This window comes from Pseudomonas sp. 29 (genome assembly GCF_002754355.1).
GTDB classification, from domain to species: Bacteria; Pseudomonadota; Gammaproteobacteria; order Pseudomonadales; family Pseudomonadaceae; genus Aquipseudomonas; species Aquipseudomonas neuropathica.
The window spans coordinates 1039146-1059392 of the sequence record NZ_PEEY01000001.1; the positions used below are offsets into that span (position 1 = coordinate 1039146).

The 20247-nt window shown below is 60.5% G+C and carries 19 protein-coding genes; 8 read left to right on the plus strand and 11 right to left on the minus strand.

Annotated features, from left to right (window positions below):
• Positions 1 to 190 precede the first annotated feature (190 nt).
• From CLU80_RS04800 to CLU80_RS04820, 5 genes are all read right to left on the minus strand, one after another.
• Positions 191 to 2017, minus strand: a complete 1827-nt coding sequence (locus CLU80_RS04800) for an ABC transporter ATP-binding protein (RefSeq protein ID WP_099756884.1) — start codon at positions 2015 to 2017, stop codon at positions 191 to 193.
• Positions 2010 to 2612: a DsbA family protein gene (locus tag CLU80_RS04805; RefSeq protein WP_175559631.1), complete on the minus strand. Its 603-nt coding sequence runs from the start codon at positions 2610 to 2612 to the stop codon at positions 2010 to 2012. The genes CLU80_RS04800 and CLU80_RS04805 overlap by 8 nt, the downstream gene beginning before the upstream one ends.
• 35 nt (positions 2613 to 2647) lie before the next feature.
• The gene (gene trhO / locus CLU80_RS04810) at positions 2648 to 3589 is read right to left on the minus strand and encodes an oxygen-dependent tRNA uridine(34) hydroxylase TrhO (protein ID WP_099756885.1); all 942 of its coding nucleotides are present in this window, start codon (positions 3587 to 3589) and stop codon (positions 2648 to 2650) included.
• A gap of 102 nt (positions 3590 to 3691) precedes the next feature.
• A complete protein-coding gene (locus tag CLU80_RS04815) occupies positions 3692 to 3991 on the minus strand; it encodes a BolA family protein (RefSeq protein WP_064391455.1) in 300 nt (99 codons plus the stop codon).
• A 12-nt stretch (positions 3992 to 4003) separates the two neighbouring features.
• Positions 4004 to 4525, minus strand: a complete 522-nt coding sequence (locus CLU80_RS04820; RefSeq protein ID WP_034155305.1) for a DUF2059 domain-containing protein — start codon at positions 4523 to 4525, stop codon at positions 4004 to 4006.
• A gap of 193 nt (positions 4526 to 4718) precedes the next feature.
• Here CLU80_RS04820 and CLU80_RS04825 point away from each other — a divergent pair, with 193 nt between their 5' ends.
• Complete coding sequence (locus tag CLU80_RS04825; protein WP_007908383.1) at positions 4719 to 6113, plus strand: class II fumarate hydratase; 1395 nt, start codon at positions 4719 to 4721, stop codon at positions 6111 to 6113.
• A gap of 123 nt (positions 6114 to 6236) precedes the next feature.
• On the opposite strand, the gene CLU80_RS04830 is transcribed toward CLU80_RS04825, so the two are convergent.
• Positions 6237 to 7196, minus strand: coding sequence for a DMT family transporter (locus CLU80_RS04830; RefSeq protein ID WP_099756886.1), 960 nt, complete (start codon positions 7194 to 7196; stop codon positions 6237 to 6239).
• Between the two features lie 210 nt (positions 7197 to 7406).
• Between CLU80_RS04830 and CLU80_RS04835 the strand changes: the two genes are divergently transcribed.
• Positions 7407 to 7601: a DUF6316 family protein gene (locus tag CLU80_RS04835; protein WP_093435328.1), complete on the plus strand. Its 195-nt coding sequence runs from the start codon at positions 7407 to 7409 to the stop codon at positions 7599 to 7601.
• Positions 7602 to 7740: 139 nt separating this feature from the next.
• On the opposite strand, the gene CLU80_RS04840 is transcribed toward CLU80_RS04835, so the two are convergent.
• Both CLU80_RS04840 and pap read right to left on the minus strand, forming a co-directional pair.
• Positions 7741 to 8925, minus strand: coding sequence for a thiolase family protein (locus CLU80_RS04840; RefSeq protein WP_099756887.1), 1185 nt, complete (start codon positions 8923 to 8925; stop codon positions 7741 to 7743).
• A 102-nt stretch (positions 8926 to 9027) separates the two neighbouring features.
• The gene (pap, locus tag CLU80_RS04845; RefSeq protein WP_095048579.1) at positions 9028 to 10542 is read right to left on the minus strand and encodes a polyphosphate:AMP phosphotransferase; all 1515 of its coding nucleotides are present in this window, start codon (positions 10540 to 10542) and stop codon (positions 9028 to 9030) included.
• Between the two features lie 172 nt (positions 10543 to 10714).
• Here pap and mnmC point away from each other — a divergent pair, with 172 nt between their 5' ends.
• The 5 genes from mnmC to CLU80_RS04870 all read left to right on the plus strand — a co-directional run bounded on the left by mnmC (position 10715) and on the right by CLU80_RS04870 (position 18159).
• Positions 10715 to 12694: a bifunctional tRNA (5-methylaminomethyl-2-thiouridine)(34)-methyltransferase MnmC2/FAD-dependent 5-carboxymethylaminomethyl-2-thiouridine(34) oxidoreductase MnmC1 gene (gene mnmC, locus CLU80_RS04850; protein WP_099756888.1), complete on the plus strand. Its 1980-nt coding sequence runs from the start codon at positions 10715 to 10717 to the stop codon at positions 12692 to 12694.
• A gap of 162 nt (positions 12695 to 12856) precedes the next feature.
• The gene (locus CLU80_RS04855) at positions 12857 to 14629 is read left to right on the plus strand and encodes an N-acetylglutaminylglutamine amidotransferase (RefSeq protein WP_099756889.1); all 1773 of its coding nucleotides are present in this window, start codon (positions 12857 to 12859) and stop codon (positions 14627 to 14629) included.
• Between the two features lie 3 nt (positions 14630 to 14632).
• Complete coding sequence (gene ngg, locus CLU80_RS04860; RefSeq protein WP_099756890.1) at positions 14633 to 16381, plus strand: N-acetylglutaminylglutamine synthetase; 1749 nt, start codon at positions 14633 to 14635, stop codon at positions 16379 to 16381.
• A 174-nt stretch (positions 16382 to 16555) separates the two neighbouring features.
• Positions 16556 to 17746 (plus strand): osmoprotectant NAGGN system M42 family peptidase, encoded by a 1191-nt coding sequence (locus tag CLU80_RS04865; protein WP_077574040.1) that lies wholly within the window; start codon positions 16556 to 16558, stop codon positions 17744 to 17746.
• 185 nt (positions 17747 to 17931) lie between these two features.
• Positions 17932 to 18159, plus strand: coding sequence for a YheU family protein (locus tag CLU80_RS04870; protein WP_003192759.1), 228 nt, complete (start codon positions 17932 to 17934; stop codon positions 18157 to 18159).
• Between the two features lie 5 nt (positions 18160 to 18164).
• Here the strand turns inward: CLU80_RS04870 and csrA are convergent, their stop codons facing one another.
• From csrA to CLU80_RS04885, 3 genes are all read right to left on the minus strand, one after another.
• Complete coding sequence (gene csrA / locus CLU80_RS04875; RefSeq protein ID WP_016985988.1) at positions 18165 to 18350, minus strand: carbon storage regulator CsrA; 186 nt, start codon at positions 18348 to 18350, stop codon at positions 18165 to 18167.
• A gap of 135 nt (positions 18351 to 18485) precedes the next feature.
• Positions 18486 to 18818 carry a YnfA family protein gene (locus tag CLU80_RS04880; protein ID WP_016985989.1) on the minus strand — a complete coding sequence of 111 codons (333 nt, stop codon included), beginning with the start codon at positions 18816 to 18818 and terminating at the stop codon, positions 18486 to 18488.
• 63 nt (positions 18819 to 18881) lie between these two features.
• Positions 18882 to 19697, minus strand: a complete 816-nt coding sequence (locus tag CLU80_RS04885; protein ID WP_093435347.1) for an SDR family oxidoreductase — start codon at positions 19695 to 19697, stop codon at positions 18882 to 18884.
• 323 nt (positions 19698 to 20020) lie between these two features.
• On the opposite strand from CLU80_RS04885, the gene CLU80_RS04890 reads away from it, so the two are divergent.
• Complete coding sequence (locus tag CLU80_RS04890; protein WP_169432680.1) at positions 20021 to 20179, plus strand: DUF3309 family protein; 159 nt, start codon at positions 20021 to 20023, stop codon at positions 20177 to 20179.
• The last annotated feature ends 68 nt before the right edge of the window (positions 20180 to 20247 follow it).

The following is a 20247-nucleotide window of genomic DNA, read 5'->3' on the forward strand; positions in this document are numbered from 1 at the left end:
CGCAAGCACTGCCAGATGAACACCGGAAAATCCCGCTCCTGACAGCTCAGCCTAGGCTAATTTTCGCCAAGTCAAAGGGACAGCTCTGCCGTCCTCTAGGTCGATTGTGCAAATGGCGGGACTGTACGGGCGTTCCGAGTGATTTTACTTAATGCAATTCAAGCACTAAGCACAGAAACCGGCACGAAACTCAAGGGCGCTGGATCTGCTGCAGATGACCATAGAGCTTGGCATACAGACCACCATCGGCAATCAACTGCTGATGATCGCCATCTTCAGCGACCTGACCGCCATCGAACACCAGCACGCGATCAGCCTGTTTCACCGCCGACAGTCGGTGGGCAATGATCAGCGTGGTGCGGCCATTGAGGAAGCGCGCCATGGCCTGATGCAGGTTGTACTCGGTGGCCGCGTCGAGGGCCGAGGTGGCTTCGTCGAGGATCACGACTTTCGGTTCGGCGAGGATCATCCGCGCGATGGCCAGACGTTGCCGCTGCCCACCGGACAGGCGCACGCCGGAGCGGCCGACGATACTGTCCAGACCATTGGGCAAGGCGCGGATGGTCGCTTCGAGCTGAGCGATTTCCAGCGCCTGCCAGCACGCCTCGTCACTGCGGGTGCGGCCCATGGTCAGGTTGGCGCGCACGGTGTCGTTGAACAGCGCCGGGTGCTGCAACACCACTGCGACGTTTTCGCGAACCGTGTCCAGACCGATTTCCTGCTGGGTCGAACCGCCGAAGCGGATGGTGCCGGACAGTGGCGTATAGAGCCCGAGCAGCAATTGCACGAGGGTACTTTTGCCGCCGCCACTGGCGCCGACAATCGCAACTTTTTCACCGGGAGCAATCGACAGATTCAGCTGATCCAGCACCAGGTCATCGCCGTAGCCGAAGCTCAGGCCCTGTACCTGAATACCTACGGTGTCCCGGCCCTTGAACGGATCGACACCGCCGGGATATTGCGGCTCATCGGCGCGCGCCAGCAGTTCGTTGATCCTCGCCAGCGCCCCGCCCGCCGCGTAATAGGCGTATTGCAGATTGAGCAGTTGTTCAACCGGGCCGATCATGAACCACAGGTAGCTGAACACCGCGAGCATCTGGCCGATCGACAGGTCGGAGAACAACACCGTGAGCATCGCCGCCGCGCGGAAAATGTCGATGCCGAACTGGAACAACAAACCGCTGGCACGGTTGGACGCGTCGGTTTTCCACTGCGAGTTGACCGCGTAGTTACGCACTTCCTGCGCGCGCAGACCGAGCCGCCCGAGGAAGAAACCCTGACGGTTGCCGGCACGGATCTCCTGAATCGCATCAAGGGTTTCGCTCAACGCCTGAGTGAAGCGCGAGGTGCTGTCGTTCTCAAGCTTCTTCAGGTGTTTGACGCGTTTGCCCAACTGCACCGTGGCGTAGATCACCAGCGGGTTGAACAGCAGAATCAGCAGCGCCAGTTTCCAGTGCATCCACATCAGGATGCTCGCGGTGCCGACCAGCGTCAGCATCGCCACCAGAAAGCGACTGAGGGTTTCGCCGACGAATTTGTCGAGGGTATCCAGATCGGTGACCAGGTGCGTCGTTACTGTGCCGCTACCGAGGCTTTCGTATTCGCCGAGGGAAATCCGCTTGAGGCGTTCGATCAGACGCACGCGAATACGATAGACGATGTCCTTGGCCAGCCGTGCAAACAGCCGCGACTGCAACACACCAAAGCACAGCGAACTGCAACGCAGGGTAAGGGTCACCAGCAACATCAGGCCGATATAGCCGGCCGCTTGCTGCCACATCGTCGGCAGCACATGGTTCATGACTTTCAGCGCGGCATCGCCATGGCCGAGCAGGACTTCGTCCACCAGCAGCGGCAACAGCAATGGAATCGGCACGCTGCACAGCGTCGCCAGCACAGCCACGCCGTTGGCAATCCATAGGGATTTTTTGTGAGTGAGTGCCAGTCGCCGGACTTCTGCCCAGCTCAGCCGGTCGACACGCTTTTCGGCTGGCGTGTCATCGGCCAGGTCAGGCACAGGCGGCGCGCTCCAGCCAGCGGCCGAGCAATGGCGACAGTTCGCTGAGCGGTTGATAGCCATTGGTCAGCAGCGCCAGTTGGCCATTGCGTTCGGCGAGCAGGGTCGGGAAACCGGCGATGCCCAGATCCTGCACCCAACTGAAATCGGCCTGAGTGGCTTTGTGCTGATCGGCATGATCGAACAACGCCGCGAACTCGATGCGCGGCACACCGGCCTTCTCCGCCAACTCGACCAATACACTGGCCTGGGTGACATCGCGGCCTTCAGCGTAAAACGCCTGCTGGATCAGTCCGACCAATGTCCACGCGCAATCCGGCGCCAGACTGCGCGCCGTGACGATCGCGCGGCAGGCAGGCTCGGTGTCGTAGACAAAACCGTCAGGTAACGCACCTTCAAACTTGAACGGTTGACCGGTGGCCTCGGTGACCGCTTGCCAGTGTTCAAGAATGTAGCGACGCGTGGTCGGCTCCAGCGCCGAGCCGCTGCCGGTGCGCAAACCACCGACCACCAGATGCAACTCCACCCCGGCTGCTTGCGCCTGCTCAACCAATGCCTTGGCCACCGGAGCAAAACCCCAGCACCACGAACACATCGGATCCATCACATAGAGCAGGCGCGCAGACATGATTAAGCCTCGGTGGATGCTTGCTTGTAGTTGTAGCCGATCGGGTGCGGCATGTTGCGCGCCTTGGCCAGTTCGATCTGCTTCTGCCGGTCGATGGCGCTGCGGCGGGTTTTCTCGCTCAACGTATCCCAGCAATGCGGGCAGCTGATGCCAGCAACGTAATGCTCGCTGGTGCGATCTTCAACACTGACCGGTGTGCGGCAGGCATGACATTGATCGTAGTCGCCTTCGCTGAGGTCGTGACGCACGGTCACGCGGTTGTCGAACACGAAGCAGTCGCCCTGCCACTTGGTTTCTTCCTGCGGCACCTCTTCGAGGTACTTCAGGATGCCACCCTTGAGGTGGTAAACCTCTTCGAAACCCTCGCCGAGCATGTAGCTCGAAGCTTTCTCGCAGCGAATGCCACCGGTGCAGAACATTGCGACCTTCTTGTGCACGGCCGGGTCGAAGTGTTCTTTGATGTAGTCGGGGAATTCGCGAAAACTGGTGGTTTTCGGATCGATGGCGCCTTCGAAAGTGCCGATCGATACTTCGTAATCGTTACGGGTGTCGATCAACAGCACTTCCGGGTCACTGATCAACGCGTTCCAGTCTTGCGGATCAACGTAGGTGCCGACCTTTTTGTTCGGGTCGACGCCTTCGACACCGAGGGTGACGATCTCTTTCTTCAGTTTGACCTTGGTGCGATAGAACGGCTGCTCGTCGCAGTACGACTCTTTGTGATCGATGTCGATCATGCGTGGGTCGTTCTTCAGCCAGGCGAGCAGACCGTCGATGCCTTCGCGAGTGCCGGACACCGTGCCATTGATGCCTTCTTCGGCGATCAGCAGGGTGCCTTTGATCTGGTTGTCGACCATCGCTTGCAGCAGCGGCTCGCGCAGGTTGACGTAATCTTCGAGGGTGACGAACTTATACAGTGCCGCCACGACAATCGGTTGTGTCATGGGTATTTCTCCAGGTGGCTACCCTCGCAAAGGGTGAACCGGATTCAAAAAAAAACGCGCCGGGTGAGCGGCGCGTTGCGGATTCTAGCAAAAAACCGAAGCTTAATGCTTACTGCCGCCAGCACAGGTCGGCGATGCCGGAGCGGCGCCGATCTCTGCCCATTCCTGCGGGGTGTAGGTGTGCAGCGCCAACGCATGGAACTCGCCCATCAGCTCACCGAGCGTGCCGTAGACTTTCTGGTGGCGCTTGACCCGGTTCAGGCCGTCGAACTGCGCGCTGACCACCACGGCCTTGTAGTGCGTCTGCAACCCGCGACTGTGCATGTGGCTTTCGTCCAGCACTTGCAGGTGCTCAGGCTGAAGCAGGGCCAGCGTCGATTCGATGCGTTGTTGCATGGTCATCACGAACTCCGCTTACTTCTTCTTGGCCGGCGCAGCAGCGCCTTTCGGGTCCAGCTCTTTGGTCATGTCGTCGAGCAGCTTGTTGACGACAGGCACGGCGCTTTCCAGTTTGGCCTGGGTCATCTGGGCCGATTGCTGAGTCAGCTGCGGCATTTTTTCCAGGACTTTCTTGCCCAGTGGCGACTGGTAGAACGCGACCAGGTCTTTCAGCTCGGATTCGCTGAAGTTGCTGGTGTAAAGCTTGACCATGTCAGGCTTGAGCTTGTTCCAGCCGATGGCCTGGTCCAGGGCGGCGTTGGCCTTGGCCTGGTAGGTTTCCAGTACGGCTTTCTTGGCTTCCGGGGCTTTGGTCTGTTCAAAACGCTGAGCGAACATTTGCTGCACTTGCATGTACACCGGAGTGCCCAGCTTGTCAGCGTGCGCCAGGGTCAGGAAAGCTTCAGCACTGGCGTTGTGGCTGGCGGTATCGGCAAGCACCTGGCCGCTGGCGCAAACCAGTGCAACCGCGGTGCAGATGGCACGAAGACGAGTCATCGAGTTTCCTTTTCAGCTAGGCGAGGTAAAACCCCAAGGGCGACCATTCTGCGCCTAAAAAACCTCGTGGCTCAACCCCCGAGCCTTGCCGTGCTTGATTGGCCGGGTTTTACCGGTCAACAATCGGTTCGAGGGAACCACCACGGCCGATGCCGGCCTAAACTGCGCAAACAGACCAACAGGAGTGTGCACGATGAGCCGTATCGAAACCGACAGCCTGGGCCAGATCGAAGTCCCGGACGACGCCTACTGGGGTGCTCAGACGCAACGCTCGCTGATCAACTTCGCCATTGGTCAGGAACGCATGCCGCTGCCGGTACTGCACGCTCTGGCCCTGATCAAGAAAGCCGCTGCACGGGTCAACGACCGTAACGGCGATTTGCCCGCCGACATCGCCCGCCTGATCGAACAGGCTGCCGACGAAGTGCTCGACGGCCAGCACGACGACCAGTTTCCGCTCGTCGTTTGGCAGACCGGCAGCGGCACGCAGAGCAACATGAACGTCAACGAAGTCATCGCCGGGCGCGCCAACGAACTGGCCGGCAACCCGCGCGGCGGCAAGACCCCGGTGCACCCCAACGATCACGTCAACCGCTCGCAAAGTTCCAACGACTGCTTCCCCACCGCCATGAGCATTGCCACCGCACAGGCCGTGCAGGAACAACTGCTGCCGGCGATTGCCGAGTTGTCCGGTGGTCTCGCCGAACTGGCGGCGCGGCACATGAAACTGGTGAAGACCGGGCGCACGCACATGATGGACGCGACGCCGATCACCTTCGGTCAGGAGTTGTCCGGGTTCATCGCGCAGCTGGATTACGCCGAACGTGCAATCCGCGCCGCATTGCCAGCCGTGTGTGAACTGGCCCAGGGCGGCACCGCGGTCGGCACCGGGCTGAATTCGCCGCATGGTTTTGGTGAGGCGATTGCTGCAGAACTGGCGGCGCTGTCCGGCCTGCCCTTCGTCACCGCGCCGAACAAGTTCGCCGCCCTCGCCGGCCACGAACCACTGACCAGCCTGTCCGGTGCGCTGAAAACCCTCGCCGTGGCGCTGATGAAAATCGCCAACGACCTGCGCCTGCTCGGCTCCGGTCCCCGCGCAGGTTTTGCCGAGGTGCGGCTGCCGGCAAATGAGCCGGGCAGCTCGATCATGCCCGGCAAGGTCAACCCGACCCAGTGCGAAGCGCTGTCGATGCTCGCCTGTCAGGTGCTGGGCAACGATGTGACCATCGGCATTGCCGCGAGTCAGGGTCACTTGCAGTTGAACGTGTTCAAACCGGTGATCATCCACAACCTGCTGCAATCGATTCGCCTGCTCGCCGATGGCTGCAGCAACTTCCAGCAGCACTGCATTGCCGGGCTGGAGCCGGACGCCGAAGTCATGGCCCGACACCTGGAGCGCGGGCTGATGCTGGTGACGGCACTGAATCCGCACATTGGTTATGACAAATCAGCGGAGATCGCCAAGAAGGCTTACAGCGAAGGGCTGACCTTGCGTGAGGCGGCGTTGGCGTTGGGCTATCTGACGGATGAAGAGTTTGATGCGTGGGTGCGGCCGGAGAATATGATCGAGGCAGGCGCCAAGGGTTAAGTTTTGTAGAGCCTGAAAGACCGTCTTCGCGAGCAAGCTCGCTCCCACATTTGGGCGCATTTCCAACATGAGAATGCAGTCGAATGTGGGAGCGAGTTTGCTCGCGAATGGGGGCGACGCGGTTTAACTGGCTGCCATCTTCAACCGCCGCGCCTTCAACCCGGCAATCAACGAAGGCCCCAACGCCACCAGCGCCGACCCCAGCACCACCAGCACCGCCCCGCCATAACCCAACCCGTTGATCTGCTCGGCATGCACATATTCGGGCCAGATCCCCGCCGCAATCGCCACCGCACCAAAGGTCACCAACGGCGTGATCGCCAACGTCGCACTGACCCGCGACGCCTCCCAATGCGCCAGCGCTTCAGCGAACGCGCCATAGGCAATCAACGTGTTCATGCAGCACGCCAGCAGCAGCCAGCCCTGCAACGGGCTGAGGTTCAGCGCTTCGAGCGGATGCACCCACGGCGTCAGCAACAGTGCGCAGAACAGGTAGATCACCATCATCACCTGCAACGAATTCCATACCGTCAGCAATTGCTTCTGCCCCAGCGCATAGAAGGTCCACACCGTCGACGCCAACAGCACCAGCAAAACCCCGGCGGTGTAATCCGACAACGAGGTCAGCAGCTCCGCCAGACGCTGATTGAAAAACAGCACGAAACCGATCAACAGCACCGCCAACCCGATTCCCTGACCAATACTGAAACGCTCCTTGAACACAAACAGACTGGCGATCAACAACATGATCGGGCCCATCTGCACCACCAGTTGCGCGGTGCCGGGGCTGAGCAGATTGAGCCCCATCAGGTACAACACATAGTTGCCGACCAGCCCGAGCACCGCCATCAGCACCAGCCAACCACCCCTGGGACCCAGCACTTTGCGACTGGGCAGGCGTTTTACCACCGCCAGATAGATGAACAGACAGCCACCGGACACCAGCAGACGAAACCAGGTCACCGTGACCGGGTCCATCACCAGCAGCACCTGTTTGAGTTTGATCGGCAGGATGCCCCACAGAAACGCGGTCAGCAGCGCCAGGAACAAGCCGTACACCCAGCGACCCGATGAAATGTGCATGGAAACCCCAAAGCCTGCTGACAAGTGCGCTCATTCTAGGCGCGCCATGAACCGACACACAGGGACAGTTAAGGCCAGGACGCGAATGAAACTGTTCAGGTCGCAGCATTAAATTGACGTCGCGCCGTTGATCGGCTGTACAGGCGCGCCAAATGCTTCAGGCATAAGCTCATTGAATCCCTTCCAGCGCACCAGCCAAGGAGACCGATCATGTTAGCAATGCGCGCGCAGGACAGCGCCCCCGCCACGCACTTTCGCAGTGATCGCTTGTGCCGGGTCAACGGCGAACTGTTTTTCAGCACTCGGGAAAATACCCTTGAGGGGCCGTTCGACAGTCCCGAGAAGGCTGAGCAGGAAATAAAGGCGTATATCGCGCGGATGCAGCTACAGGATTCCAACCGGTAAACCCGGTAGATCCCTTCGCGAGCAAGCTCGCTCCCACATTGGATCTCTGGTGTACACAAAATCAGTGTTCACTGAAGATCTACTGTGGGAGCGAGCTTGCTCGCGAAGAGGGCTGAACAGACAACTAGTGAATTGAGGATTAACGCACCGCCTCAAACAGCCCCGTCGCGCCCATCCCGCCGCCCACGCACATGGTGACGATGCCGTAACGCAGATTACGCCGCTGCAACTCCCGCACCAGATGCCCGACCTGCCGCGACCCGGTCATGCCAAACGGGTGACCAATGGAAATCGAGCCGCCATTGACGTTGTATTTCTCATTATCGATCTCCAGCCGATCCCGGCTGTACAGGCACTGCGAAGCAAACGCCTCGTTCAGTTCCCACAGATCGATATCCGCCACCTGCAAGCCTTTGGCCTTGAGCAGCTTCGGCACCGAGAACACCGGGCCGATGCCCATTTCGTCCGGCTCGCAACCGGCCACGGTGAAGCCGCGAAAAAATGCTTTCGGCTTGAGGCCCAACTGCAAGGCTTTCTCCAGGCTCATCACCAGCGTCATCGACGCACCGTCGGACAGCTGCGACGAGTTGCCCGCCGTCACCGAACCATCCTCGGCGAATACCGGTTTCAACCCGGCGAGACTTTCATAGGTGGTGTCCGGGCGATTGCAGTCGTCGCGATCAACCACACCGTCGAGAATCTGCACTGCACCGGTGTTTTTGTCCTCGACGCGATACTTCACCGCCATCGGCACGATTTCATCGTTGAACAGTCCCGCAGCCTGCGCCTGAGCGGTGCGGATCTGGCTCTGCAAAGAATAGCGATCCTGCGCTTCACGGCTGACGCCATAACGCCGCGCGACCACTTCGGCGGTCTGGCCCATCGTGTAGTAGATGCCCGGCGTTTGCTGCTTGAGCAGCGGGTTGATCAGGTGATCGGTGTTGACGCTTTTCATCGTCAGGCTGATCGACTCGACGCCGCCGGCCACGATGATGTCGCTGCAACCCGAAGCGATCTGGTTGGCAGCAATCGCAATCGCCTGCAAGCCCGACGAACAGAAACGGTTGAGGGTCATGCCGGCGGTGCCGGTGCCCAAACGCGACAGCACCGCGACGTTACGACCGATGTTGTAGCCCTGCGCGCCTTCGTTGGAGCCGGCGCCGACAATGCAGTCCTCGACGCTGGCCGGATCGATGTCGTTGCGCTCAAGCAGCGCGTTGACGCAATGGGCCGCCATGTCATCGGGACGGGTCTGGTTGAACTTGCCGCGAAAGGACTTGGCCAGGCCAGTCCGCACGCTGTCGACGATCACCACTTCACGCATGGCATACCTCATTGTTGTAGTCGGTTGAGAGTGGACCGAGCATAAGTCCACCGCATCAACCACCGCGACAATCATTCACCCCGCGTATGCGCGTCTATCGGCTCAGTCCTTGTGTTTCTTCGCGTGCTTGTCGGATTTCTCGAAGGCCTCTTCCAGTGCACGGTTGATCGTGCGCAACACCTTCACCCGGGCCCAGCGCTTGTCATTGGCCTCGATCAGCGTCCATGGCGAGATCTCCGAGCTGGTGCGGTCGACCATATCGCCGACGGCAGCGCGATAGGCGTCCCACTTGTCGCGGTTGCGCCAGTCGTCTTCGGTGATCTTGAAGCGTTTGAAGGGGATCGCTTCGCGCGCCTGGAAACGCTCCATCTGCGTATCTTTATCAATAGCCAGCCAGAACTTGACGACGATCACTCCGGCGTCGGACAGCTGCTCTTCAAAATCGTTGATTTCGCCGTAGGCACGCAACCAGTCGGCCGGCGTGCAGAAGCCCTCAATCCGCTCTACCAGCACCCGGCCGTACCAAGAGCGGTCGAACACGGTGAACTTGCCGCGCGCCGGAATGTGCCGCCAAAAGCGCCACAAGTACGGCTGAGCGCGCTCCTCCTCAGTCGGTGCGGCGATCGGCACGATGTTGTATTGCCGTGGATCAAGCGCCGCCGCGACCCGACGGATCGCCCCGCCCTTGCCGGCGGCATCGTTGCCTTCGAACACCGCCACCAGCGCGTGGCGGCGCATGCGTTTGTCGCGCATCAGCCCAGACAAGCGCGCCTGCTCGGTGATCAGTTGTTCTTCGTAGTCTTTCTTCTCCAGACGCTGGGTCAGGTCGAGGCTGTCGAGCAGGTTCAACTGATCGACCGGCGTGCCCAGCGGCGCGGCGCTGACATCGTGCGGATGCACGTCCGGGCGCTTCAGCGCATTTTGCAAACCTTCGAGGAGAATCTTGCCGACCGCCAGGCTGCGATAGTTGGCGTCGGCGCCTTCGATCACGTGCCACGGCGCGTAATCACGGCTGGTACGGCGCAGCACGCGCTCGCCGTATTTGACGAACTTGTCGTAGGTTTCCGATTGCTGCCAGTCCAGCGGGCTGATGCGCCAGCTGTGCAGCGGATCATCGGCCAATGCTTTGAGCCGGGCCTTCATCTGTTTCTTGGACAGGTGAAACCAGAATTTGAAGATCAGCGCGCCTTCATCGCAGAGCATCTTTTCCAGACGCTCGGCGCCGGCGATCGCCTGATCCAGACGCGGATCCTTGAACAAGCCATGCACCCGCCCCTGCAGCATCTGGCTGTACCAGTTGCCGAAAAAGATGCCCATGCGCCCCTTGGCCGGGAGCATTCGCCAGTAGCGCCACGCCGGTGGCCGCGACAACTCTTCATCGGTCTGCTGATCGAACGTGCGCACTTCGATCAGGCGCGGGTCCATCCACTCGTTGAGCAACTTGACCGTCTCGCCCTTGCCCGCGCCTTCAATGCCGTTGATCAGGATGATCACCGGAAAACGCTTCTGCTGCTGCAGTTCGAACTGAGCTTCGAGCAAGGCTTCACGCAATGCCGGGACGGCCGCATCAAAGGTGTCTTTGTCGATGGCGTGACCGATTTCAGCGGATTCAAACATGGGACGGCTCCTTCCAGGATTCAGCAAGACTAGCGGATTGGGCACAGCAGCGGCGCAGAAATTCCCACGGCTGGCGGATTGTCCGTGAGTCAACGGGCGCAAGCCTTGCCATGGATCAAGCAGCCCCTGCGCGATCGGCTAGAATGGCCGCCTTGTCGTTGCCGAGCCTGCCATGAAACCTGTATTGCCCCACGCCCAACTCGATTGGGATGACCACGGACGCCCGCGTTCGCGGGTATTCGATGACGTGTACTTTTCCGACCAGTCGGGGCTGGAAGAAACCCGTTACGTGTTCCTCGAACAGAACCGCCTGGCCGAGCGTTTTGCCGCGCTGCCGGCGGGTGGGCGACTGGTCATCGGCGAAACCGGGTTTGGCACCGGGCTGAATTTTCTTTGCGCCTGGCAGTTGTTCGAGCAGCACGCCATGGCGGGTGCGCGCCTGCATTTTGTCAGCGTCGAAAAATACCCGCTGAGCCCTGCCGACCTGAAACGTGCGCTTGCCCTATGGCCGGAACTCAAGCCACTGGCCGATCAGTTGCTGACGCATTACGTGGCGATACATGCCGGCTTTCAGCGCATCACCCTGGCCCACGGCCGCGTGACGCTGACGCTGTTGATCGGCGATGCCCTGGAACAACTGCCGCAGCTCGACGCGCAGATTGATGCGTGGTTTCTCGACGGTTTCGCCCCGGCAAAAAACCCCGACATGTGGACTGCCGAACTGTTTGTCGAGCTGGCGCGACTGGCAGCGCCCGGCTCAACCATCAGCACCTTCACCAGTACCGGTTGGGTCCGCCGTTTGCTCAACGCCGCCGGGTTCAAAATGAAGCGCACGCCGGGCATCGGTCACAAGTGGGAAATCCTCCGTGGCGAGTTTCTCGGCTGGCCGGCGGAAGTGACGCCGCCGACACCGGAAAAACCCTGGTTCGCTCGTCCTGCACCGATCGCGGCTGAACGTCGAGCGCTGGTGATTGGCGCCGGTCTCGCCGGCTGCGCCACGGCGTCCAGCCTGGCCGCACGTGGCTGGCAGGTGACGTTGCTCGAACGCCATACGGCGGTGGCGCAAGAAGCCTCGGGCAATCCGCAGGGCGTGCTGTACCTGAAATTGTCCGCCCACGGCACGGCACTGTCGCAACTGATCGTCAGCGGTTTCGGTTACACCCGACGCCTGCTGGAAACCCTGCAACGCGGCACCGACTGGGACGCTTGCGGCGTGCTGCAACTGGCGTTCAATGCCAAGGAAGCCGAGCGTCACGCCCAGTTGGCCGAAGCCTTCCCGGAAGACCTGTTGCAGTGGCTGGATCAGCCCGAGGCGCAGGCCCGTGCCGGGGTCGGTCTGGCCCATGGCGGCTTGTACTATCCCGAAGGCGGTTGGGTGCATCCGCCGGCGTTGTGTCAGGCGCAAGCGGCGCAGGCGAACATCGAACTGCTCAATCATTGCCAAGCACTGCAACTGCGCAGGGTCGATGACCAGTGGCAAGCCCGCGACGGTGACCGCTTGCTCGCCAGCGCGCCGGTCGTGGTGTTGGCCGGTGCCGCCGACATCAAATGTTTTGCGCAGAGCGCCGAGTTACCGCTCAAGCGCATTCGCGGGCAGATCACCCGTCTCGCCGAAACCGCAGAAAGCCAGGCACTGGCCACTGTGGTCTGCGCCGAAGGCTACGTTGCGCCTGCCCGTCTGGGCGAACACACGCTCGGCGCCAGTTTCGACTTCAACAGCGATGACCTGACGCCGACCACCGCCGAACACGTGGGCAATCTGGCGATGCTCGAAGAGATCTCAAGCGATCTGGTTACGCGTCTGCACATCAGCGAACAGCCGGTCGAAAATCTTCAGGGCCGCGCAGCCTTTCGCTGCACCAGCCCTGACTATTTGCCGATTGTCGGCCCACTCGCCGACCGCGAAGCGTTCCTCGACACCTACTCGGTGCTGAGCAAAGACGCCCGCCAAGTGCCGGACATCGCCTGCCCTTGGCTGGACGGTTTATACGTCAACAGCGGCCACGGCTCTCGCGGGCTGATCACCGCGCCATTGTCCGGCGAACTGCTCGCCGCATGGCTGGACAATGAACCTCTGCCGCTGCCACGCAGTGTCGCCGAAGCCTGTCACCCCAACCGCTTTGCGTTACGTCGGTTGATTCGCGGCAAATGAACTGAAGACCACGGGCCATGACGGTGGCCCACTGGTCTGACGGTGCCGCTTATAACTTATCGTTCTAAAACTCCCACAACCGCACCGGGTCAGTTTCTGAGTACCGGCCATTTCGGCCGCTGAAGAAACACCCTCCCCAACGGAAAAACCGGTAAGGACTATATGTGCGGATTAGCTGGCGAGTTACGTTTTGATCAACAACCTGCAGACCTTGCAGCGATCGAGAGAATTACCCATCACCTGGCCCCTCGCGGCCCCGACGCGTGGGGCTTCCATGCCCAAGGGCCGATTGCCCTGGGTCACCGTCGCCTGAAAATCATGGACCTGTCGGACGGCTCGGCGCAGCCGATGATCGACAGCCAGCTGGGCTTGTCCCTGGCCTTCAACGGCGCGATCTACAACTTCCCGGAACTGCGTGCCGAACTTGAAGCGCTGGGTTACGCGTTCTACTCCGGTGGCGACACCGAAGTGCTGCTCAAGGGCTACCACGCCTGGGGCGAAGCGCTGCTGCCGAAGCTCAATGGCATGTTCGCGTTTGCCATTTGGGAACGCGACGCCAAACGCCTGTTCATCGCCCGCGACCGTCTCGGCGTGAAGCCTTTGTACCTGTCGCGTACTGGCCAGCGTCTGCGCTTTGCCTCGGCGTTGCCAGCGTTGCTCAAGGGCGGCGACATCAACCCGATCCTCGATCCGGTGGCGCTCAATCATTACCTGAATTTCCATGCCGTGGTCCCCGCGCCACGCACCCTGCTAGCCGGCATCGAAAAACTGCCACCGGCGACCTGGATGCGCGTTGAAGCCGATGGCACCACCGAACAGAAAACCTGGTGGACCCTGCCTTACGGCCCACACGATGATGAGAAAAATCTGACCCTCGAAGATTGGGTTGATCGCGTCCTCGACAGCACCCGCGAAGCGGTGGCGATTCGTCAACGCGCGGCAGTGGATGTCGGTGTGCTGCTGTCCGGCGGCGTCGATTCGAGCATGCTCGTCGGCCTGTTGCGTGAAGTCGGCGTCGACAACCTTTCGACCTTTTCCATCGGTTTCCAGGATGCCGGCGGCGAACGCGGTGACGAATTCCAGTACTCGGATCTGATCGCCAAACACTACGGCACTCAGCATCATCAACTGCGCATCGACGAGAAAGAAATCATCGAGCAATTGCCCGCCGCGTTCCGCGCGATGAGCGAGCCGATGGTCAGCCATGACTGCATCGCCTTCTATCTGCTATCGCGCGAAGTGGCCAAGCACTGCAAAGTGGTGCAGAGCGGCCAGGGTGCTGACGAATTGTTCGCCGGTTATCACTGGTACCCGCAAGTCGACGGCGCGACCGATCCGTACGCGGCGTATCGCAACGCATTTTTCGACCGCAGCTACGACGACTACGCCGCCACCGTGCAGCCGAAATGGCTGACCGCGAACGATGCCGCCGGCGACTTTGTGAAAGAACATTTCGCCCAGCCCGGCGCCGATGCGGCGGTGGACAAAGCCTTGCGTCTGGACAGCACGGTGATGCTGGTCGATGACCCGGTCAAACGCGTCGACAACATGACCATGGCCTGGGGCCTGGAGGCTCGTACGCCGTTTCTCGACTATCGACTGGTGGAACTCTCGGCCCGAGTGCCTGGCCAATTCAAGCTGCCTGACGGCGGTAAACAAGTGCTCAAAGAAGCCGCGCGCCGAGTCATCCCGAGTGAGGTGATCGACCGTAAAAAAGGCTACTTCCCGGTGCCGGGCCTCAAGCACTTGCAGGGCGACACGCTGAACTGGGTGCGCGAGTTGCTGCTCGATCCGAGTCAGGATCGCGGTCTGTTCAATCCGGCCATGCTCGACAAATTGCTGACCGATCCGCAAGGCCAACTGACGCCGTTGCGCGGTTCGAAGTTGTGGCAACTGGCTGCCCTGAACCTGTGGCTCAGTGAACAAGGAATCTGATCGATGAAACCCCACGCCACAGCCATCAACCAACGGCTGCTACGCGGTCAGACGCCGTCCTATGAACGCTTGCAGGCGCGTCTGGCCGAAGACGGCAGCACGCTGGCCGCCGACCCGATCGCCGTCCATTGCGGCTGGGGCCGGTTGCTGATCGGCCACACGTTTCCCGACCCGGCATCGCTGGCACAGGAGCTGCTCAGAGAACAGCCCGGCGAGCGTGATATCGCGCTGTACGTCGCTGCGCCGCAGCAGATCCTCGGCCTGGAACCGACGCAACTGTTTCTCGATCCGTCGGACACCTTGCGCCTGTGGTTCAGCGATTACCGCCAGGCCACCCGTGTGTTTCGCGGCTTCCGTATTCGCCGCGCGCAGAGTGAGGCGGACTGGCAGGCGATCAATCTGTTGTATCAGGCGCGCGGCATGTTGCCGATCGATGCCACGCGGCTCACTCCGCATCATCAGGGCGGCCCGGTGTACTGGCTGGCCGAAGATGAAGACAGCGGCGCGGTGATCGGCAGCGTCATGGGCCTGAACCATCAAAAAGCTTTCAACGACCCGGAAAACGGCAGCAGCCTGTGGTGCCTGGCGGTTGATCCGCAATGCTCGCGGCCGGGTGTTGGTGAAGTGCTGGTGCGGCACCTGATCGAGCACTTCATGAGTCGCGGCTTGAGCTATCTGGATCTGTCAGTTCTGCATGACAACCGGCAGGCGAAAAACCTCTACGCCAAGCTCGGCTTTCGCAATCTGTCGACCTTCGCCATCAAGCGCAAAAACGGCATCAACCAGCCGCTGTTTCTCGGCCCGGGGCCAGAAGCGCAGTTCAATCCGTATGCGCGGATCATCGTTGAAGAAGCTCATCGACGCGGCATCGACGTGCAAGTGGATGACGCCGATGCCGGGCTGTTCACTCTCAGCCACGGCGGGCGTCGCGTGCGTTGCCGCGAATCGCTGAGCGACCTGACCAGCGCGATCAGCATGAGCCTGTGCCAAGACAAAAGCCTGACCCACAAAGTGCTCAAAGGCGCCGGACTGAACCTGCCCTCGCAGCAACTGGCCGGTAATGCCGACGACAATCTGGCCTTCCTCGATGAGCATCAACGGGTGGTGGTCAAACCGCTCGACGGTGAACAGGGCCAAGGCGTAGCGGTGGATTTGCAGAGCATCGAAGAGGTGCAGCAAGCCATCGAAACGGCAAAGCAATTTGACAGCCGCGTGCTGCTCGAAAGCTTCCACGAAGGGCTTGATCTGCGGATTCTGGTGATTGGCTTTGAAGTGGTGGCCGCGGCTATTCGCAAGCCGGCGGAAGTGGTCGGCGATGGCCAGCATTCGGTGGGCGCGTTGATCGAGGCGCAGAGCCGTCGTCGGCAAGCGGCGACCAGTGGCGAAAGCAAGATCCCGCTGGATCACGAAACCCAGCGCACCCTGCATGCGGCCGGTTATGACTACAGCAGCATTCTGCCGGCCGGCGAGCACCTGTTTGTGCGGCGTACGGCGAATCTGCACACCGGCGGCACGCTGGAAGATGTCACCGCAATCCTGCACCCGACGCTGGTCGATGCAGCGGTACGGGCGGCGCGGGCGCTGGACATTCCGATGGTCGGCCTCGACTTGATGGTGCCGGCGGCGGATCAACCCGAGTACGTATTTATCGAGGCCAACGAACGTGCCGGTCTGGCCAACCATGAGCCGCAGCCGACGGCGGAGCGCTTTGTCGATTTGTTGTTTCCGCACAGTCAGCCGGCTGTCTCTTGAATCTGTTTTGTCCGGGCTGACGCCTTCGCGAGCAAGCTCGCTCCCACATTTGGAATGCATTCCCCTGTGGGAGCGACGGTGCGACGATTCGACTTGCTCGCGAAGGGGCCCTTAAATTCACCCCAAATCCCCCTCATCGAAACCATCGATGTGCTCAACCCATCAGGAGTTTCCATGACCACGCAAATCCCCGAACCGGATCTCAACTACCTGCAAAAAGTCCTGCTGGAAATGCTCGCCATTCCCAGCCCCACCGGGTTTACCGACACCATCGTGCGTTACGTCGCCGAGCGTCTGGAAGAGCTCGGCATTCCCTTTGAAATGACTCGACGCGGTACCATTCGCGCCACGCTCAAAGGCAAGAAGAACAGCCCCGACCGCGCCGTTTCCGCGCACCTGGACACCATCGGCGCCGCCGTTCGTGCGATCAAGGACAACGGCCGCTTGACCCTCGCCCCGGTCGGCTGCTGGTCGAGCCGCTTTGCCGAGGGCAGCCGCGTCAGCCTGTTTACCGACAACGGCGTGATTCGCGGCAGTGTCTTGCCGTTGATGGCGTCCGGGCATGCCTTCAACACTGCCGTTGATGAAATGCCGATCAGTTGGGATCACGTCGAACTGCGTCTGGATGCCTACTGTGCGACCAAGGCTGACTGCGATTCGCTGGGCATCAGCATCGGCGACGTGGTGGCATTCGATCCGCTGCCGGAATTCACCGAAAGCGGTCACATCAGCGCCCGTCACCTCGATGACAAGGCCGGCGTTGCGGCGCTGCTCGCGGCACTCAAAGCCATCGTCGACAGCGGCCAGGAGCTGATGATCGACTGCCACCCGCTGTTCACCATCACCGAGGAAACCGGCAGCGGCGCGGCGGCGGCGCTGCCGTGGGACGTCAGCGAATTCGTCGGCATCGACATCGCGCCGGTCGCTCCCGGCCAGCACTCCAGCGAGCATGCGGTGAGTGTGGCGATGCAGGATTCTGGCGGCCCGTACGATTATCACCTGTCGCGACATTTGCTGCGTCTGGCCGGTGAAAACGAACTGCCGGTGCGCCGCGACCTGTTCCGCTATTACTTCAGCGATGCGCACTCGGCGGTGACCGCCGGCCACGACATCCGCACCGCCCTGCTCGCGTTTGGCTGCGATGCGACCCATGGGTATGAGCGCACGCACATCGACAGTCTGGCGGCGTTGAGTCGTTTGCTGGGCGCTTATATTCTGAGCCCGCCGGTGTTCGCCAGCGATGCGGCGCCAGCGAATGCTTCACTGGATCGCTTCAGTCATCAGATTGAGCATGACACACAGATGGAGAGCGATACGCGAGTACCGTCGGTGGACAGTCTGGTGGGGCAGCGTTCCGACAGTTAAATCTTTGTTGGCAGAACCATCGCCTTCGCGAGCAGGTCGAATCGTCGCACCGTCGCTCCCACATTTGGAATGCGTTCCCCTGTAGGAGTGAGCCTGCTCGCGATGAGGTCGGTACAGGCAACACAAAACTGGCAGGCAAACCGCAATCGCCGTAGCATCCCGCCATTGATTCAGCCGAGGTGCCCATGCTCATTCCCTACGACGCTCTTGAAGTCGACACCCTCACCCGCCTCATCGAGGATTTCGTCACCCGCGACGGCACCGACAACGGTGATGACACGCCGCTGGAAACCCGCGTGCTGCGCGTGCGTCAGGCATTGACCAAAGGCCAGGCGCTGATCGTCTTCGACCCGGAAAGCGAGCAGTGCCAGTTGATGCTCAAGCACGACGTGCCCAAGCACCTGTTCGACTGAAATCCTCAGCGAACTTTCTGCGTGGCTTGCTTGCGCTGAATCCGCTCATAGACCTCCGCGCGGTGCACGTTGACCTTTTGTGGCGCCTCGACGCCAAATCGCACACTGGCACCGTTCACTGACAGAACGCGCAAGGTGATGTCATCACCGATTGAAATCAACTCACCAACGACACGGCTGAGTACAAGCATGAGATTCGTCCTTCAGGGTTAGCGAACCCTGAAGATGCGCGGCTTGCCGCGCCTCTTCAATGCACGGCGAGCAAATCAGTTTTGCCTTACACCCATGCTCGCCCTGAGCTGTCAGACGCTTCCCACAAAAGACCTTCAGGCAGCAGAAAAGCGTGGCCCGAACAGAATCACGCTGGCGCCGATCACGCACAGCGCCACGCCGATCCAGTCCGAACCCAAGGGACGCACGCGCTCGACCACCATCAGCCAGCCAATCGAAGTGACAATGTAGATGCCGCCATAAGCGGCGTAGGCACGACCGGCATAGTTGGCTTCAACACGGGTCAGCAACAGTGCGAACAGGGTCAGGCTGAGCAGCGCAGGAATCACCCACAACGCACTTTTGCCCTGACGCAGCCACATGAAGAAGGCGAAACATCCGGCGATTTCAAACAGCGCCGCGAGAAAGAACCACAGGTAATTGAGCATTGATGCGTCTCGACAAGGTGACCAGTGCGGCCACCCTAACGACGCTGTCTGCAACGGGCAAGGTCAGCCGTTGTTCTGTTTGGCTTTGGCGCGCATCTTCTCCGCCATTGAAGTCATTTCGTTGTAGAGCAGTTGCGGGTTCTTCTGCTTCAGCGCCCAGGCCATGCGCCCTTGTTCGTGGGGCAGGATCATGAACTCGCCAGCGGCGACTTGCTGATAGATGTAGTCAGCGATATCCGCCGCCGTAATTGGCGAACTTTCCAGCAACTTGCCGACCTGCGCTTTCATCGCCGGGGTCGGCCCACGGAACGAATCGAGCAAGTTGGTCTGGAAGAACGAGGGGCAGACCACGTGCACGCCGACTTCCTGCTGCGCCAGTTCGATCAGCAGACTTTCCGACAGTGCTACCACGCCGGCCTTGGCCACGTTGTAGTTGCTCATCGCCGGGCCTTGCATCAGTGCCGCCATGGAGGCGATGTTGATGATTTTGCCTTTGCTTTGTTCAAGCAGCGGCAAGAACGCCTTGCAGCCCTTGACCACGCCCATCAGGTTGATCGCGATCTGCCAGTCCCAGTCTTCCAGCGACAGTTCGCTGAAAAAGCCACCCGAGGCCACGCCGGCGTTGTTGACGATGATGTCGATGCCGCCGAGCTTTTCTTCACAGGCCTGAGCGAACGCGGTGAGCTGGCTGTAATCACGTACATCGCAGCGCTGGGTAAAACCGTCGCCACCGGCCTCGCGGACCATTTTCAGGGTTTCCTGAAGACCGGGTTCGCTGACGTCGGACAAGGCCAGTTGCCAGCCTTCACGGGCCCAGCGCAGCGCGATTTCGCGACCCAGGCCCGAGCCCGCACCAGTGATCATCATGCGATTTTGCATAGCAGACAGCCTTGTTGTTCCGGGGAAGATGCGCGGAGTGTAGCGAAGGATCGGCGCGCGCCCACGCTCCATCAAGTTGCTGAATGGAGGATCAAAAGATCGCAGCCTTCGGCAGCTCCTACATGGATTCCTGCAGGCGCTGTCGAGTGAAACGAGGCGGCGAACTTTTCGCTGTAAAGGAAATAAGCGAGCGATCCAAATACATTAAAAAAACATTGAATTTTCTTTCATGCACACCGGTCGGAATTTGTAAGCCGTCTGGAATTACTTAGTCTCCAGTCGCCCTTGAATACCAAGACTTCTCGAACGCTATCAACAAGGAAATCGACATGGGCACAATTCTAATCATTATCCTGATCCTGTTGCTGATCGGTGGTCTGCCGGTCTTCCCGCACTCCAGAAGTTGGGGTTATGGTCCTTCGGGCATTATCGGCGTGGTGTTGGTGGTGCTGTTGGTACTGCTGTTACTCGGTCGGATATAACGCTTCAAGCGCAAAAAAAAGAGGCCCTGTTCAGGGCCTCTTTTTTATTGCGTGGATTTTACTGTCGG

What these genes read in the sequence shown, in the direction of transcription:
- CLU80_RS04855 (WP_099756889.1), top strand. Translation starts at nt 12,857, where the DNA reads ATGTGCGGATTAGCTGGCGAGTTACGTTTTGATCAACAACCTGCAGAC.
- CLU80_RS04880 (WP_016985989.1), bottom strand. Translation starts at nt 18,818, where the DNA reads ATGCTCAATTACCTGTGGTTCTTTCTCGCGGCGCTGTTTGAAATCGCC.
- CLU80_RS04805 (WP_175559631.1), bottom strand. Translation starts at nt 2,612, where the DNA reads ATGTGTTCGTGGTGCTGGGGTTTTGCTCCGGTGGCCAAGGCATTGGTT.
- trhO (WP_099756885.1), bottom strand. Translation starts at nt 3,589, where the DNA reads ATGACACAACCGATTGTCGTGGCGGCACTGTATAAGTTCGTCACCCTC.
- CLU80_RS04840 (WP_099756887.1), bottom strand. Translation starts at nt 8,925, where the DNA reads ATGCGTGAAGTGGTGATCGTCGACAGCGTGCGGACTGGCCTGGCCAAG.
- CLU80_RS04825 (WP_007908383.1), top strand. Translation starts at nt 4,719, where the DNA reads ATGAGCCGTATCGAAACCGACAGCCTGGGCCAGATCGAAGTCCCGGAC.
- CLU80_RS04870 (WP_003192759.1), top strand. Translation starts at nt 17,932, where the DNA reads ATGCTCATTCCCTACGACGCTCTTGAAGTCGACACCCTCACCCGCCTC.
- CLU80_RS04820 (WP_034155305.1), bottom strand. Translation starts at nt 4,525, where the DNA reads ATGACTCGTCTTCGTGCCATCTGCACCGCGGTTGCACTGGTTTGCGCC.
- ngg (WP_099756890.1), top strand. Translation starts at nt 14,633, where the DNA reads ATGAAACCCCACGCCACAGCCATCAACCAACGGCTGCTACGCGGTCAG.
- CLU80_RS04865 (WP_077574040.1), top strand. Translation starts at nt 16,556, where the DNA reads ATGACCACGCAAATCCCCGAACCGGATCTCAACTACCTGCAAAAAGTC.
- pap (WP_095048579.1), bottom strand. Translation starts at nt 10,542, where the DNA reads ATGTTTGAATCCGCTGAAATCGGTCACGCCATCGACAAAGACACCTTT.
- mnmC (WP_099756888.1), top strand. Translation starts at nt 10,715, where the DNA reads ATGAAACCTGTATTGCCCCACGCCCAACTCGATTGGGATGACCACGGA.
- CLU80_RS04835 (WP_093435328.1), top strand. Translation starts at nt 7,407, where the DNA reads ATGTTAGCAATGCGCGCGCAGGACAGCGCCCCCGCCACGCACTTTCGC.
- CLU80_RS04885 (WP_093435347.1), bottom strand. Translation starts at nt 19,697, where the DNA reads ATGCAAAATCGCATGATGATCACTGGTGCGGGCTCGGGCCTGGGTCGC.
- csrA (WP_016985988.1), bottom strand. Translation starts at nt 18,350, where the DNA reads ATGCTTGTACTCAGCCGTGTCGTTGGTGAGTTGATTTCAATCGGTGAT.
- CLU80_RS04815 (WP_064391455.1), bottom strand. Translation starts at nt 3,991, where the DNA reads ATGACCATGCAACAACGCATCGAATCGACGCTGGCCCTGCTTCAGCCT.
- CLU80_RS04830 (WP_099756886.1), bottom strand. Translation starts at nt 7,196, where the DNA reads ATGCACATTTCATCGGGTCGCTGGGTGTACGGCTTGTTCCTGGCGCTG.